Annotated in this window: 13 protein-coding genes and 2 tRNA genes; 4 read left to right on the top strand and 11 right to left on the bottom strand. The window is 48.7% G+C overall.

The window, feature by feature from the left end; translation table 11 throughout:
* Positions 1-17: 17 nt before the first annotated feature.
* The 6 genes from nusA to tpiA all read right to left on the bottom strand — a co-directional run bounded on the left by nusA (position 18) and on the right by tpiA (position 3,635).
* Positions 18-1,511, bottom strand: coding sequence for a transcription termination factor NusA (gene nusA / locus MJ595_RS08190; protein ID WP_263081957.1), 1,494 nt, complete (start codon positions 1,509-1,511; stop codon positions 18-20).
* An 87-nt stretch (positions 1,512-1,598) separates the two neighbouring features.
* Complete coding sequence (gene rimP / locus MJ595_RS08185) at positions 1,599-2,057, bottom strand: ribosome maturation factor RimP (RefSeq protein ID WP_263081956.1); 459 nt, start codon at positions 2,055-2,057, stop codon at positions 1,599-1,601.
* A gap of 138 nt (positions 2,058-2,195) precedes the next feature.
* Positions 2,196-2,272 (bottom strand) — tRNA-Met (locus MJ595_RS08180).
* Between the two features lie 105 nt (positions 2,273-2,377).
* Positions 2,378-2,464, bottom strand: a tRNA-Leu gene (locus MJ595_RS08175).
* A gap of 38 nt (positions 2,465-2,502) precedes the next feature.
* The gene (gene secG, locus MJ595_RS08170) at positions 2,503-2,886 is read right to left on the bottom strand and encodes a preprotein translocase subunit SecG (protein WP_263081955.1); all 384 of its coding nucleotides are present in this window, start codon (positions 2,884-2,886) and stop codon (positions 2,503-2,505) included.
* A 2-nt stretch (positions 2,887-2,888) separates the two neighbouring features.
* Complete coding sequence (gene tpiA, locus MJ595_RS08165) at positions 2,889-3,635, bottom strand: triose-phosphate isomerase (protein ID WP_263081954.1); 747 nt, start codon at positions 3,633-3,635, stop codon at positions 2,889-2,891.
* Between the two features lie 228 nt (positions 3,636-3,863).
* Here tpiA and MJ595_RS08160 point away from each other — a divergent pair, with 228 nt between their 5' ends.
* Positions 3,864-4,349, top strand: coding sequence for a PepSY domain-containing protein (locus tag MJ595_RS08160; protein ID WP_263081953.1), 486 nt, complete (start codon positions 3,864-3,866; stop codon positions 4,347-4,349).
* A gap of 138 nt (positions 4,350-4,487) precedes the next feature.
* Here the strand turns inward: MJ595_RS08160 and MJ595_RS08155 are convergent, their stop codons facing one another.
* Positions 4,488-5,897, bottom strand: coding sequence for a YfcC family protein (locus MJ595_RS08155; protein ID WP_263081952.1), 1,410 nt, complete (start codon positions 5,895-5,897; stop codon positions 4,488-4,490).
* A gap of 221 nt (positions 5,898-6,118) precedes the next feature.
* On the opposite strand from MJ595_RS08155, the gene arcA reads away from it, so the two are divergent.
* The 3 genes from arcA to arcC all read left to right on the top strand — a co-directional run bounded on the left by arcA (position 6,119) and on the right by arcC (position 9,374).
* Positions 6,119-7,342, top strand: a complete 1,224-nt coding sequence (arcA, locus tag MJ595_RS08150) for an arginine deiminase (RefSeq protein ID WP_263081951.1) — start codon at positions 6,119-6,121, stop codon at positions 7,340-7,342.
* 88 nt (positions 7,343-7,430) lie between these two features.
* Positions 7,431-8,435, top strand: coding sequence for an ornithine carbamoyltransferase (argF, locus tag MJ595_RS08145; protein ID WP_263081950.1), 1,005 nt, complete (start codon positions 7,431-7,433; stop codon positions 8,433-8,435).
* A 3-nt stretch (positions 8,436-8,438) separates the two neighbouring features.
* Positions 8,439-9,374 (top strand): carbamate kinase, encoded by a 936-nt coding sequence (gene arcC, locus MJ595_RS08140; RefSeq protein ID WP_263081949.1) that lies wholly within the window; start codon positions 8,439-8,441, stop codon positions 9,372-9,374.
* A gap of 304 nt (positions 9,375-9,678) precedes the next feature.
* Here arcC and glmM read toward each other — a convergent pair whose 3' ends face one another.
* The 4 genes from glmM to rlmE form a co-directional block, all read right to left on the bottom strand.
* Complete coding sequence (glmM, locus tag MJ595_RS08135) at positions 9,679-11,016, bottom strand: phosphoglucosamine mutase (RefSeq protein ID WP_263081948.1); 1,338 nt, start codon at positions 11,014-11,016, stop codon at positions 9,679-9,681.
* Positions 11,017-11,518: 502 nt separating this feature from the next.
* A complete protein-coding gene (folP, locus tag MJ595_RS08130) occupies positions 11,519-12,439 on the bottom strand; it encodes a dihydropteroate synthase (protein WP_263081947.1) in 921 nt (306 codons plus the stop codon).
* Between the two features lie 92 nt (positions 12,440-12,531).
* Positions 12,532-14,463, bottom strand: a complete 1,932-nt coding sequence (ftsH, locus tag MJ595_RS08125) for an ATP-dependent zinc metalloprotease FtsH (RefSeq protein WP_263322474.1) — start codon at positions 14,461-14,463, stop codon at positions 12,532-12,534.
* 190 nt (positions 14,464-14,653) lie between these two features.
* Positions 14,654-15,274, bottom strand: coding sequence for a 23S rRNA (uridine(2552)-2'-O)-methyltransferase RlmE (gene rlmE / locus MJ595_RS08120; protein ID WP_263081946.1), 621 nt, complete (start codon positions 15,272-15,274; stop codon positions 14,654-14,656).
* Positions 15,275-15,393: the final 119 nt, after the last annotated feature.

The raw sequence follows: 15,393 nt of genomic DNA, 5'->3' as shown, positions 1-15,393 counted from the left end.
TCCTCTCAGTGGCCCGCTCAGTTACCCGCTTCCTCGAACCAGGGTTTGCGCGCGGTCATAATCAACTCACCGGCCTGCTTTTCATCAATGCCTTCAATTTCAAGCAATTCATCCACAGACTGCTCAGCAAGATCTTCCATGGTCACAACACCACGACTGGCCAGCTCAAGTGCCAATTCCTGATTCATGCCATCCATATTTAGCAGATCATCAGCAGGCTGGACTCCGTCGATTTTTTCTTCCTGAGCAATTGCCTCAGTCAGCAGCTTGTCTTTGGCGCGTGTACGCAGCTCGTCGACCACTTCTTTGTCCATACCCTCGATTGCAAGCATCTCATCGATAGGTACATAAGCAATTTCTTCCATGGTGGAGAACCCTTCCTCCACCAGCAGTTCGGCCAGTTCCTTATCAACGCCAAGCTGATCAACAAACCTCTGGACAACGCGTCCGGTCTCTTTTTGCTGCTTTTCTGCAGCATCAGACTCAGTCATCACGTTCAGGTTCCAGCCTGTCAGCTCACTGGCCAGGCGAACATTCTGGCCGTTACGACCAATAGCCTGCGCCAGATTATCTTCCGCAACAGCAATATCCATTGCCCCGGAGTCCTCATCCACCACAATGGAGGCCACTTCGGCAGGCTGCATGGCGTTGATGACATACTGCACTGGATTCTCATCCCAAAGCACGATATCAACACGCTCGTTCCCAAGCTCTCCGGAAACGGCCTGAACCCGTGCTCCGCGCATACCAACACAGGCACCTACCGGGTCGATACGGCCATCATTGGTTTTTACCGAAATTTTCGCACGAAGCCCCGGATCCCTTGCCGCACCTTTAATTTCAATAACTTCTTCTGAAATTTCAGGAACTTCGATTCTAAACAATTCCACCAGCATGGCCGGACAAGCCCGGGAAAGCATCAGCTGAGGCCCACGGCCTTCTGTGGAAATTTCGTGCAGTAATGCCCGAACCCGGGTTCCTACCCTAAAGTTTTCCCTGGGCAGCATTTGATCTTTACGCATCACTGCCTCAGCATTATTACCTAAATCGATAATAATGCTGTCACGGGTTGTTTTCTTCACAGTCCCCGAAATCAGCTCACCCAGTTTATCCCGGTAAGCTTCAACCATCTGGAGCCGCTCAGCTTCACGGACCTTCTGTACAATAACCTGCTTGGCGGTTTGTGCTGCAATACGCCCAAAGCCTACGGATTCTACTTCTTCTTCCCAGATACCACCGATTTCGATGGTTTCTTCTTTTTCTTGGCCTTCATCCAGGGTCAAGTGCATGCCAGGGAATTCGAAATCCTCATCAGCCACAACCGTCCAGCGACGGAAAGTCTCGTATTCCCCTGTTTTCCGGTCAATAGCCACACGGATATCGACCTCGCTCTCATAGCGTTTCTTGGTCGCCGTTGCCAGTGCTATTTCAATCGCCTCGAAAATAACTTCGGGCGGCACTCCCTTTTCATTGGATACGGACTCTACGACCAACAGAATCTCTTTACTCATGCTCTGCCTCGTCTATGCTGAACCAGTCCATGCTTATGCCAACACTTCTCTGGCCGCAAACCGGTACGATTGTCCGGCCTGATTAATTCAGTCGAACTGTGGTATCACCTGCGCCTTTTCGATACTCTCGATAGGCAACAGAAGCTCGTGACCATCGGCCACAATAACAACATCATGATCCTCAACCCCTTTGATAACGCCCTTATACTTTCGCCGTCCTTCAAAGGGTACGCGCAACCGAATCGATACTTCAGATCCGGCCCAGGCCTGGTACTGCTCCAGCCTGAATAAAGGGCGATCCATACCAGGAGAGGAGACCTCCAGTGTATACTCCTCAGTGATGGGGTCTTCAACATCAAAGACACTACTCACCTGACGACTGACTTTTTCACAGTCATCAAGAGTAATACCACCATCACTGTCTATGTATATCCGGAGTAATGAATGACGCCCTTGAGACAGAAACTCAATACCCCAAAGGCGGTATTCGAGCGATGCTACAATCGGCTCTATCATTATCTCCAGTTGCGACTGCTTGCCTGCCACGACTGAAACACCTGCTATAAAAACAAAAAAAGGGCTATGAAAGCCCTGTGCTTATATGCAGCACAGACACTCACAGACTGCCGCTGCACTTAAAATTGCACCACCTAATAAAAAACCCCTCAAACGGGGGTTTTATATTGGTAGCGGGGGCTGGATTCGAACCAACGACCTTCGGGTTATGAGCCCGACGAGCTACCAGACTGCTCCACCCCGCATCAAAGCGTTTATCAGTATATCGCTACTAATGATAACTGACAACTTTCTCCTAAATCATTCCAATTTATATTCAACGACCCATCGTTATACAGCCATTAAACTATTGGTGCCGAAGGCGGGACTTGAACCCGCACGCTCAATAGAGCACCACCCCCTCAAGATGGCGTGTCTACCAATTCCACCACTTCGGCTACACCATTCTGTCCGCAAACCCGGACAAAAAAGACGACTACTTGCTTTCTTCGTCGCTCTTAACTGGCTGCGATTCTATCACAGGCGCATCAGTTTCAACAGTATTTTTTTCTGCAGAAATTGGAGCATCACCGGAAACGGTTTCTTCAACAACTACAGCCGGTATACCCGCACCGCTTACAGCATCAGCTTTTTGTCTGGCCACCATTGCCAGGCCAAAACTGGTCAAGAAAAAGACCGTCGCCAATATTGCTGTTGTCCTGCTCAAAAAGCTGGCAGAACCTTGACTCCCAAACACCGTCTGAGAGGCGCCGGCACCAAAACTGGCACCCGCTTCAGCGCCCTTGCCCTGCTGAATCAGAATTAATCCGATCACTCCAGCAGCGACAAGAACATGCACAATAAGAACTATTGTTTCCATTGCTATCCCGCAGCGTGACAAATCGCCTTAAAATCTTCAGCGACCAACGAAGCCCCACCAATAAGACCGCCATCCACATCAGGGTTGGCCATCAACTCAGCTGCATTGGCTGCTTTCATGCTGCCACCATACAGTATTCTGGTCTTTTGAGCCACACTTTCATCAGTCCGGGAAAGCAACTCTCGAATAGCTGCATGAACTTCCTGAGCCTGTTCAGGTGTCGCAGTCAAACCAGTACCAATAGCCCAAACCGGCTCATAGGCAATGACAAAGTTACCCAAGCGATTTGAACCTGCTTCCTGCAGCACAGTCTCTATCTGCTTTTCAACCACCTTCATGGTTGTTCCTGCTTCACGCTCTTCCAGAGTTTCACCAACACATAGAATAGGTACAATACCCTGATCAACAAGAGCACAAAACTTCGCGGCAACATCCTTATCAGTCTCTCCAAAAATAGAGCGACGTTCGGAATGACCTATAATCACGTACTTGCAATCCAGATCTTTTGCCATCAGCGGAGATGTTTCACCCGTGAAAGCACCGGACGCTTTATCAGAGACGTTCTGAAGCCCCCATTTCACAGCTGTACCGCTGAGCATTTCGCGAGCCTGCTGAATATAAATAGCAGGAGGGCAAACCAGCACCTCGGCCTTGGATTCCAGTCCGGAAACGATACCGTCGAGAAGTTCTCGAATACTTTGGGAAGAGCCATTCATCTTCCAGTTTCCAGCTACTAGCGGCTGACGCATACTGCTCACCTCATCACTCGCGGGGGTGCGAATGATAACCTAGACCACAAGCCGATACAACTACTTAGAAGCGTTCCCAATCAAGCAATGCACCTCTGAGAGAAAAGCATAAACACCATACAGACCACTTATCCCTTAAAGCCAGCCCCGTTTGTAATACCGTGACTTCAGGTCTACGCTTTCAGGGCATATTACCATCAAGACATTCCAAATACAGACCTTCCTGCCATGATCATCAAACGACCCTCTCGAGTATGGCTAATGGCCTTACTTATTCCCTGTCACGGCTGGGTTTATGCCGACATCCCCACTCACACAGAAAAACTCCTCAAGCTTGATAAAGCAAAAGCCGCACACCCGAACATGCAAATTATCAAGCATTTCGAACCCACCGATCACACCAACCAGGACCGTATTCTTTACAAAGTGCCCCCCGACAAAACCACGTACACAATGACAATCAACGCTAAAACAGGAGAGATCATTCAAGACCACCCCTACAGGAACCCACAAAAAACATCCCTATACGACCTGGGAATACTAAAAAATGAGTTACAACAAAAGTACTCCATCCAAAAAATAAACAAGACAACGTTAAAGTACAGTGAAAATCGACTGATCAGAACACTCTACTGCACAGGCAAATACAAACAGAAAGTGACCGTTGTTACGGATGCCTTTAACGGAAACATTATCAGGGTGGAAAAAGATTAGGAACCGGTCGGGCTTAACCCAAATATTTCACAAACTCGCTCTCACCTTGTTTATCCTTTTTGGCTTTCGGCAACAGCCCCGGCGTTGCCGCATAGAACAAGCTTAAGTCCGACAGGCTCCTGGCCCCATTACCTATGCCTATCCAACAAATGCCCCCACACTCAGGGCAATCGTCAGAAACACCGTCAAGATTAACAATAAGGGCCAAACAAATTTGAGCCAACGCTCATAAGACACTCGCCCCATGGCCAAAGCACCCATCACAACCCCTGATGTGGGCGTGATAAAATTAACAATACCACTGGCTGATTGATAGGCTGTTACCACAAGCTCCCTGCCAACACTGGAAAAATCCGCCAATGGCGCCATTACCGGCATGGACAGCACAGCAAGCCCGGAACTGGAAGGCACAAAAAATGAAAGCACAATCTCAATCCAGTACATCACATTAATAAATGCAATAGATGACAGACCACTGACAGATTGTTCTGCCCAATAAAGAATCGTATCGGTAATCATGCCATCGTTCATGATGGTCACAATGCCCCTGGCAATGCCAATCACCAGTGCTACACCTAAAAGATCCCTGGCACCGTCAACAAAAGTATCTGTAAATTCCTGTTCGCTCATCCTGGCAATAAACGCCGTTAAAATTGAGGCCACCAGAAACAGGGCAGACATTCTGGCCATCCACCAGCCTGCCACAGAAACGCCATATATCATCACACCAAAAGCAGCGAGAAATAGCAGCAAAATCAATTTTTGGGAACCGGTTAACTCTGAAGAAATGGTTTCATCACGCTGGGAAAGAAAATGGTCGCGATTGGATTGATGCATCTCGGCAACAATTGAGCGTTCAGGATCCGCTTTTACCCTGGCTGCGTAGCGCATGACATAAACAATACAAATGGCAAGCCCTAGGAAATAAAGGATAAAACGCAAGGTCATACCGGAAGTAAAACTGACCCCCGCTGCATCTGACGCGATCACTGTTGCAAAAGGATTAACGGTAGAGGCAAGCGTACCAATACCCGCACCCACCAATATAACGGATACGGCTGTTATCGAGTCGTACCCGGCAGCAATCATCACCGGTAAAATAAGAGGATAAAAGGCCAGGCTTTCTTCTGCCATCCCATAGATAGTGCCACCCAGTGAAAACAGAAACATCAGGATGGGAATCATTAACTGCTCTCGCCCCTCAAGAGCCGCAGTCACTTTGGCGATACCCGAATCGATAGCCCCTGTTTTTGTCACTACGGCGAGGAATCCACCAATAACCAGGATAAAAAAAGCCACATCAATCCCGTTGGCCTGGTAGGAGTCCGGGTCATAGAAACCGGAGACCGGGGCCAAAAGAACCTCTTCAATTCCCTGAGGATTAGGCTCCACTTCATGATAAGTACCCGCTACAGGCACCTCTTTCCCCAACGCTTCATTGGTTTCAACCTGGTATTTACCTGCAGGTACGATCCAGGTGAGAATCGCAACAAATACAATAATTAAAAACAGAATCGTATATGCAGATGGAAACCTGAACGTCTTCATAATCAATCCACCTTCGCAAGTCTTGCAAAAAAATAATGCCGGAGAGGGCAATAGAAAAAATGACAACTACGGAAACGATTATAGGATAGCCATAACCATCCTTTTTATTAAAAAAGAAATGCCCACACTTGTTGAGCCTGAAATCCCTGCCTACACTACTGATGATTATCTAATTTGCCTTGTTTAACCGTCCCCTACTTTCCCTTAATGAGAGGTGTGTAATGACACAACTCAGCGTAGGCTCTGAAATCGGGCAACTCAGACAGGTCATAGTACATCGACCTGAGCTCGCCCTTAGACGACTGACTCCATCCAACTGTGAAGACCTGCTTTTTGATGACGTACTCCGTGTCGAAAGTGCGGGCAAGGAGCATGACGCGTTCCAGAAGGCCCTTCGGGATAATGGCGTAGAAGTCTTGCTGCTACATACTCTCCTGGCCGAAACCCTTGCCACCCCTGAAGGAAAAGAATGGATCATGGAAAGGCAATTCAGCCCGTGGCGCTATGGACAAGCTCTTCAAAGGGAGGTGCTTACCAGCCTGAATGACATGGACCTTGACGACATGGCCTTCCACCTTATCGGCGGCATGACAGTGAGCGAACTGGACCATAAAAGTCACAGCCTGACCCTGGATACCCTTAAAGAAACAGATTTTGTCATTGACCCCATCCCTAACCACCTATTTACGCGGGATACATCCTGCTGGATTTATGGCGGTGTATCCCTTAACCCAATGGCTAAAGTGGCCAGGCAAAGAGAAACCGTCCATTTAAGAGCCATCTACCGCTTTCATCCAAAGTTCAGAAATGCGGATTTCATTACCTATTATGGTGATGAAGATATTAATTATGATCACGCAACCATCGAAGGCGGGGATGTCCTGGTAATAGGCAAAGGCTCGGTACTCATAGGCTTATCCGAGCGAACTTCACCGCAGGGAATAGAAAATCTTGCCCAGGCACTGTTTAAGTCCGGCCAGGCAAAAAAAGTGATTGCCGTTATGCTCCCCAAAGACCGCAGCTGCATGCATCTGGATACTGTCTTCACCCATATGACCCATGACTGCTTCAGCTACTACCCCGGAGTCAACCTGGATACCAGCCCATGCTGGGAGCTTCGTCCTGGCGATGAAGGCAGGGTTGTTGCTGAACGGACGAAAGCCGGATTGTTCAAGACCCTGGCAAAAGCCCTGGACATCGATAGTCTCCGAATGATCCCCACCGGAGGCGATGTTTTTGAAGCGGAACGCGAGCAGTGGAATGACGCCAATAACGTTTTGGCAATCAGCCCCGGCAAAGTGATTGGGTATGAGCGGAATGTCCATACCCTGAAGAAAATGGAAGCCGCCGGCATTGACGTAATCACCATTCCCGGAGAGGACCTTGGTAGGGGGCGTGGTGGCGCCCGCTGCATGAGCTGCCCAATCCTGAGAGATGGAATTTAGCAGGAAAATAGAAAATGGTTTGGGTTTCTATTCCCTGTTTGTCCTTACCAATAACCTATCCAAGTTTTTCAGCCAGAGGGCTAAGGTCATGGCATATAACCTTCGTAACCGAAACTTTCTGAAACTACTGGACTTCACCCCCAAAGAAATACAGTTTTTACTGGATCTCTCACGGGATCTGAAACGGGCAAAATATGCAGGCTCAGAGCAGCAACACCTAAAAGGGAAGAATGTTGCATTGATATTTGAGAAGACCTCAACCCGAACCCGCTGCGCCTTTGAAGTGGCTGCCTTTGATCAAGGTGCCAATGTCACTTTTATCAGCGGTGGATCGCAGATGGGGCACAAGGAGTCCGTAAAAGACACCGCCCGTGTTTTAGGGCGAATGTATGATGGCATTGAATTCAGGGGCTTTTCACAAAAAGCCGTTGAGGAACTGGGAGAATATTCCGGAGTCCCGGTATGGAATGGTTTAACGGACGAATGGCATCCCACCCAGATCCTCGCTGATTTCCTGACCATGGTTGAACATGGCCAGGGCAAAAACCTGAATCAAATGAAGCTCTGCTACCTTGGAGACGGTAAAAACAATATGGGTAACTCACTGCTGGTTGGCAGTGCAAAGATGGGGGTGGATTTCGCAATTGCTGCGCCTAAAGGCTATTACCCTGAGCAAAGGCTTATTGACCAATGCAGTAAGATTGCCGAAAAAAGCGGGTCAAAGCTTCTCTTCACTGAAGATGTTGCAGAGGCAGTCAAGGGTGCTGACTATCTATACGGCGATGTCTGGGTTTCAATGGGTGATCCCAAGGAAGCCTGGCAAGAACGCATTAATCTTATGAAGCCTTACCAGGTGAATATGGACACCATCCGTAAAACCGGAAACCCCAAGGTCAAATACCTGCACTGCCTCCCCGCCTTTCACAATGATGAAACCATAGTGGGAAAACAGATTGGTGAAGAGTATGGCATGAAAAACGGGCTTGAAGTCACTGAAGAGGTCTTTGAGTCAGAACACTGTATTGCCTTTGACGAAGCTGAAAACCGAATGCACACCATTAAGGCAGTTATGGTTGCAACCCTGGGAGATTAAACCATGCTGCTTGTAATCGCCCTCGGTGGCAACGCTATCCTGCAAAGAAACCAACCTCTGGAAGCCCACCTACAACGGGAAAATATCCGTATTGCCGCCGAGTCAATCGCCAGGGTTGCCCTCAAGCATCAGGTGGTATTAACTCATGGTAATGGTCCCCAGGTGGGGTTGTTAGCACTTATGAATCAGGCCTATAAAGAGGTTCAGGCCTATCCCCTTGACGCCTTGGGCGCGCAAACCCAGGGAATGATTGGCTTTATGTTTGAGCAGGAACTTCGAAACTATATGCCTGGTCGCAAGGTATGCACAGTATCCACTCAAACTATTGTCAACACAGACGACACCGCCTTTAAGAACCCGGATAAATTTGTAGGGCCGGTATATACCCGGGAAGAGGCCGAGGTACTCAGTGAATCCCATACCGACTGGACTATTAGGCAAGACGGCAACTATTACCGCCGGGTGGTTCCCTCCCCGCAGCCAAAGGAAGTGCTTGAACTACCTTCACTGAAACATATCGTTGGCTCTGGTGATATTACGGTTATATGCGGAGGAGGTGGTGGTATTCCGGTCACCAGGGATGCAACAGGAAAACTGGTTGGCGTGGAGGCTGTGGTTGATAAAGACAGGGCTTCGGCAGTTCTGGCTGAAGGCCTTAATGCCGATGGTCTGATTCTATTAACCGATGTGCCCGCCGTGGAAACCAACTATGGCCAGCCGGATTCAAAGAAAATTCGTTCAGCCACACCTGATGCTTTTGAGAAGTTCCCGTTTGCTGCTGGCAGTATGGGCCCAAAAGTAGAGTCCGTCTGTCGTTTTGTTCGCTCTGGAGGAAAATTTGCAGCAATAGGCGCACTGGACAAAGCGGCAGAAATTATTACCCGCGATTCAGGCACATTTGTTGAAGCTAAAGTGGAAGGAGGAATTGGTTATTACTAGCGTCGCTAAGCGTTAACATCTATACAAGATAAGCATCTCGTTCCCAGCGTCCCGAGGCTGTCGCGAAACTCAATTCTGTAAATAAAAAGTTGGTTTTGTACTCTTTTTTTCACCACAGAGGCGCAGAGAACACAGAGGTTTATGCTTTAAGAGTATGAAAACTCTGTGTCCTCTGTCCCTTTATTACGCCCTTTAGAGTGCTGTGGTGAATCAAAACATCTTTTACGACACCCTCAGGGCGCTAGAAACGAGAAGATACTGACATAATCCATAGCAATCATTTCCTGGCTATGGACAAGCGAAATCAAGCAAGCTCTTTTTCTACCACTTTAACCAGCTGCCGGGCGTGCTTTTGTACTTCAGAAGCATTTTCACCCTCAACCATAACCCTGATGACGGGTTCTGTGCCAGAAGGCCTCAGCAATACCCGACCACGTCCGGCAAGCTCAGCCTCTGATGCACTCACTGCTTCGCTAATTGCCGGAATAATGGAAATATCCTGATGCTTTTCCACCCGTACATTAATCATGGTTTGTGGGTATTTACTCATTCCCAGTTTTAGTTCACTCAGGCTTTTATCCGCTAATTTCATTGCCTTAAGAATCTGAAGTGCCGCAACAATGCCATCTCCTGTGGTAGATACATCGCGGCAGATAATATGTCCGGAGGACTCGCCCCCCAGCTCCCAATCCCTGGCAAGCATCAGCTCATTAACATAACGGTCTCCCACCTTGGCCCGGGCAAAAGGAATACCCTGTCTCTCCAGCGCTTTCTCCATCCCCAGGTTAGTCATCAAGGTACCAACAACACCGCCTTTCAGAACGCCCCGCTGCTTACGACACACGGCAATAATAAACAGCAACTCGTCGCCATCAACAATACAACCCTGGTTGTCCACCATAATCACCCGGTCGCCATCACCATCAAAAGCAATGCCGAGATCTGCGTCGGTTTCACGCACTTTTTCCGCCAAGAGGTCAGGACAGGTTGAACCACAGCCCTTATTGATATTCAACCCATCCGGTTCACAACCAAGGGCAATGACCTCTGCTCCTAATTCCCTGAATACGGCCGCACCCACCTGGTAAGTTGCACCATGCCCGGCATCCACAACCAGCTTGAGTCCTGACAAATCCAGCTGCGGCGCAGTGCTGGCCTTGCAGTACTCAATATAGCGTCCTGCTGCATCATTTAAACGACTTACCTTGCCCAGCTGTGCTGATTCAACCACATCGATTTCTCCTTCCAGCAGTTCCTCTATGCGCAACTCCACATCATCAGGCAACTTAGTTCCGTCACCAGCAAAAAACTTGATGCCGTTGTCATAATAAGGATTATGAGAAGCGCTAATCACAATACCCGCCTGCCCATTAAAAGTTCGGGTCAAATAGGCAATGGCTGGAGTAGGCATAGGCCCGGTAAGCACTACATCAATCCCGGCAGCTGACAACCCCGCCTCCAGAGCAGATTCAAACATATATCCAGAGATACGGGTATCTTTGCCAATCACTACCTTTCCCTGGCCTTCAGCAGCGAGAACTTTACCCGCCGCCCAGCCCAGCTTGAGGACAAAATCTGGAGTCACGGGAAACTCCCCCACCTTACCCCGGATACCATCAGTACCAAAATATTTACGTGCCATCTGAGAACTACTCCTGAAGCTTGCCTATTATCAGGCAAATTCCTTTTTGAAAAGATAAGAGTTTTATACCAATCACATGCTCTAGCAGACCATTAGGGAACCCCTCGTTCCCAGCGTCCTCGCTGGGAATGCATACGGATATCTCTAACTGCTCCGGCCTTGAGAGGTATACATTCCCAGGCTGGAGAGGATGTCGCAAAAGTTATTTTTATTAACCACGGAGACACAAAGGCACGGAGATTTATAGTTTAAAGTTATAAAAACTCTGTGCCTCCGTGTCTCCGTGGTTAAAAAAAAGAGAATCAATCTCGTTTTGTGCACGCTGCATTCAGTTTCGCGACAGTCTCTGGAGCCTGGGAACGAGTCTACACATTAAAAAATACTCTGTATAACAGACAACAAAACCCAAAGGGTTCCCGCCCCTCAATCCAAAGCCAGCATTTTTTCTATAACCTGGCTTAGTGATACAGGAATACTTACAGGTCATGGTCTCTTTAAAAATCTATACAGCCATTCTCACCGCCTCGACCATCCGAAGAATATCACAAGTTTCAGCCACATCATGAACCCTGAGAATATGAGCTCCTGCCTGAACAGCCATTAGTGCCACAGCCAAACTACCAGCCAGGCGCTCATCAGGGCCTTTATTAAGGGTTGCACCGATAAAAGACTTTCGCGACATTCCTGCCAGAACCGGAAGGTCAAGCTCATGAAAACCTTCAAAGTGCTTTAGCATACTCAGGTCATAGCCGGGGTTCTTACCAAAAAGCCCCCCACCAAAACCGGGATCAATAATCAGTCGCTGTTTGTCTATGCCCACCTGCTCACAGCACTGAACCCGTTCTTTAAGATAGTCCAGCACCTCAGTCATCACGTCATTATAATGAGGTACAAAACCCGGCTCAGGATGATCAATCAATGAGTGCATAAGGATTACCGGCAGCTCCGTTGCCGCCGCCGCATCAAGGGCACCTGGCCGCTGAAGTGCACGGATATCATTAATCATACCAGCACCTGCCAGGGCTGCTTCTTTGATAGCAAGGGCTGAACTGGTATCCACTGAAACCACACAATCAAATCGTTTTGCCAGCGCCTCAACCACAGGTATCACCCTCTCCAGTTCCTGCTGACAGGAAGCCGTATCCGCTTGATCTTGCTCAGCAAGCTGGCCACCCACATAGCGGTTATTGTCACCAACATAACCAAAACGCTGAACCATTTTACTGGTTGACTCACCCCCCACATCAAGAATATCAGCGCCGCTATTGATCATGTCCTCAGCTCGCTGCAAGGTATGATCAAGACTGCTACAGCGACTGCCTGCATAAAACGAATCCGGTGTCACATTAAGAACGCCCATTACCCGGGGTCGACTTAGATCCAGTAATTTGCCACCACAGTTCAGCTCAAAGCCCTTGCTCATCAAATACTCCTGACGTCGTTTGATTGGTATGATGCTTTAAACAAAAAACGGGCAGATAAACCTGCCCGTTTTTTACTGCCAACTAGCTTAGCTTAAACCTCTCCGGCAGGCCCTCCAATAGTCCCATCCTCTTTTTCATCCTGGGAATCGTCTGCAGAAGCAGGCTTAGCCCCTCCCTGACCATCTCCATTTGAAGAGTCTTTTGGTGCCCTTGGTTTACGACCTTCCATAATATCGTCGATCTGGTCACTATCAATGGTTTCGTACTGAATCAAGGCTTCTGCCATCAAGTCCAGCTTATCCCGGTGATCCCGAAGCAGCTTCTCAGCCGTTTGATAACAGTCATCAATAATATGACGTACTTCGTCATCAATCTTCTTGGCAGTATCTCCGGAAACGTTCATTTTTGAACTGCTGCCATAGCTTTTACCCAAGAAGACTTCACCATCGTCTTCATCGTAAAGCAGCGGACCAAGCTTGTCAGAAAGTCCCCACTTGGTCACCATGCTTCGGGCGATCTGGGTTGCTCTCTGGATATCATTGGAGGCACCGGTTGTTACACCCCCCTTACCCAGCGTCATCTCTTCAGCAATACGACCACCAAACAGTGAGCAGATCTGGCTCATCAACGCCTGCTTGCTTTGACTGTAACGGTCTTCCTCGGGCAGGAACATGGTTACACCCAGCGCTCGCCCACGGGGAATAATACTCACCTTATAGACCGGGTCATGATCCGGAACCAGTCGACCAACAATGGCATGACCTGCCTCATGATAAGCGGTATTGCTCTTTTCTTTATCACTCATGACCATGGACTTACGCTCAGCCCCCATCATGATTTTATCTTTTGCCAGGTCAAACTCTCGCATATCCACTGTGCGTTTATTAGAGCGTGCAGCAAAAAGAGCCGCCTCATTAACCAAATTGGCAAGATCAGCACCGGAAAACCCTGGGGTACCCCGGGCAATCACACCAGGCTGTACATCACCGGAAACCGGTACTTTACGCATGTGCACTTTCAGGATTTGCTCCCGACCACGGATATCCGGCAAACCCACCACAACCTGACGGTCAAAACGTCCGGGACGCAACAAGGCAGGATCAAGGACATCAGGACGGTTAGTGGCGGCAATAACAATAATACCGTCGTTTGCTTCAAAACCATCCATTTCAACCAGCAGCTGGTTCAGAGTCTGCTCACGTTCATCATGACCACCACCGAGACCTGCGCCCCGGTGACGACCCACTGCATCAATCTCATCAATAAAAATAATACAGGGCGCCTGCTTTTTGGCCTGCTCAAACATGTCCCGTACACGGGATGCACCCACACCCACGAACATTTCCACAAAGTCGGAGCCGGAAATGGTAAAGAAAGGAACCTTAGCTTCACCCGCAATGGCCTTGGCAATCAGGGTCTTACCGGTTCCCGGAGGGCCAACCATCAGTACGCCACGGGGAATGCGGCCACCCAGGCGCTGGAACTTGCCGGGATCTTTCAGGAAATCCACCAGCTCCTGTACATCTTCCTTGGCTTCTTCTACACCTGCCACATCAGCAAAGGTGGTTTTAATCTGGTCTTCAGGTAACAAGCGGGCCTTGCTTTTACCAAAGCTCATGGGGCCACCACGGCCGCCACCGCCACCTTGCATCTGACGCATAAAGAACATAAAGACAGCCAGAATCACCAGGATCGGGAAGCTGGCAACTAACAACTGAGTCCAGATGCTTTGCTTCTCGATGGGCTTGGAGTCAACCTGGACATTGCCTCTCAGCAGCTCATCCATCAACTGGTTATCAGGAATAGTTGGGGGCAAGTTGGTTTCAAACCGCTCGCTATTATTTTGCATGCCCGTAATTGTAAAGCCGTCGATCACCACCTTGCTGACCTGACGATTCTCAACCATGTTGACAAACTCGGAATAGCTAACTTTCTGGGTAGACGTTTGCATCCCGTCGAAATTTTTGAATACGGTCAACAGCACTAAAGCGATGATGACCCAGAGAATCAAGTTTTTTGCCATATCATTCAAGGGGCTACCCTCTCTTGAGCCTACTTTAGCCAGAGGTGATCGTTCGGGGAAGGCACGGCACGGCCTGGCTATATTTATGCGTGTTAATACTCACCCGTAACCATACACGAATGGTTGCTAAGGCGACAGTCGTCAGTCTATTTTTAGTAGAAAACATCAATATTTTATATGACTACCATTCTCACCCCTTAAAATCCCTGGCAAGGAGATAAACCTCCCTTGACCGTGGACGGGATGCTTTTGGTTTACGGGTCTGCACCCGACCAAAGGAAGAACGCATATCCTTAAGGTAGGCATCAAAGCCTTCCCCCTGAAAAACTTTTGTTAAAAAAGTTCCATTTTTCCTGAGCACCCGCCTGGCCATATCCAGAGCCAGCTCCGCCAGATACATGGATTTGGGCTGATCCACTGACAGCATACCACTCATATTGGGGGCCATATCTGAAATTACAAGGTCTACCTGATCACCTCCGATGGTTTCAAGAATACTGTCAAGTACCGCTTCTTCCGTAAAATCACCCTGAACAAAGTCAACATCCGCTATGGGATCCATGGGCAGAATATCAGAAGCCACCACTCGCCCCTTGTCACCGGCCAGCTTAACCGCCACCTGAGACCAGCCACCTGGCGCGGCTCCCAGGTCAACCACTTTCATTCCTGGCCTGATAACCCGGTCTTTCTCCTGTATTTCCAGTAGTTTGTAGCTAGCCCGGGAACGCCAGCCATCTTTCTGGGAAAGCTTGACGTATTGATCATTAAAATGTTCCCTGAGCCACTGACCACTGCTTTTTGATCTTGCCATATAAAAACTGTACTTGCCTGTATAACCCTGAGTCGCCCATCATACTATCTCTTTAGGAGAAAAAGCCCGAAAGAGCGCTAAAATTCCGATAAAAATAATGCCGTGCTAACTGACAGCAA

The sequence above is a fragment of the Endozoicomonas sp. Mp262 genome, assembly GCF_025643335.1.
Classification (GTDB): Bacteria; Pseudomonadota; Gammaproteobacteria; order Pseudomonadales; family Endozoicomonadaceae; genus Endonucleibacter.
Note: the sequence above shows the minus strand (reverse complement) of the source record. Positions and strands in the feature narration are given on the sequence as shown.

What these genes read in the sequence shown, in the direction of transcription:
- nusA (WP_263081957.1), bottom strand. Translation starts at nt 1,511, where the DNA reads ATGAGTAAAGAGATTCTGTTGGTCGTAGAGTCCGTATCCAATGAAAAG.
- secG (WP_263081955.1), bottom strand. Translation starts at nt 2,886, where the DNA reads ATGGAAACAATAGTTCTTATTGTGCATGTTCTTGTCGCTGCTGGAGTG.
- tpiA (WP_263081954.1), bottom strand. Translation starts at nt 3,635, where the DNA reads ATGCGTCAGCCGCTAGTAGCTGGAAACTGGAAGATGAATGGCTCTTCC.
- MJ595_RS08160 (WP_263081953.1), top strand. Translation starts at nt 3,864, where the DNA reads ATGATCATCAAACGACCCTCTCGAGTATGGCTAATGGCCTTACTTATT.
- MJ595_RS08155 (WP_263081952.1), bottom strand. Translation starts at nt 5,897, where the DNA reads ATGAAGACGTTCAGGTTTCCATCTGCATATACGATTCTGTTTTTAATT.
- arcA (WP_263081951.1), top strand. Translation starts at nt 6,119, where the DNA reads ATGACACAACTCAGCGTAGGCTCTGAAATCGGGCAACTCAGACAGGTC.
- argF (WP_263081950.1), top strand. Translation starts at nt 7,431, where the DNA reads ATGGCATATAACCTTCGTAACCGAAACTTTCTGAAACTACTGGACTTC.
- arcC (WP_263081949.1), top strand. Translation starts at nt 8,439, where the DNA reads ATGCTGCTTGTAATCGCCCTCGGTGGCAACGCTATCCTGCAAAGAAAC.
- glmM (WP_263081948.1), bottom strand. Translation starts at nt 11,016, where the DNA reads ATGGCACGTAAATATTTTGGTACTGATGGTATCCGGGGTAAGGTGGGG.
- folP (WP_263081947.1), bottom strand. Translation starts at nt 12,439, where the DNA reads ATGAGCAAGGGCTTTGAGCTGAACTGTGGTGGCAAATTACTGGATCTA.
- ftsH (WP_263322474.1), bottom strand. Translation starts at nt 14,463, where the DNA reads ATGGCAAAAAACTTGATTCTCTGGGTCATCATCGCTTTAGTGCTGTTG.
- rlmE (WP_263081946.1), bottom strand. Translation starts at nt 15,274, where the DNA reads ATGGCAAGATCAAAAAGCAGTGGTCAGTGGCTCAGGGAACATTTTAAT.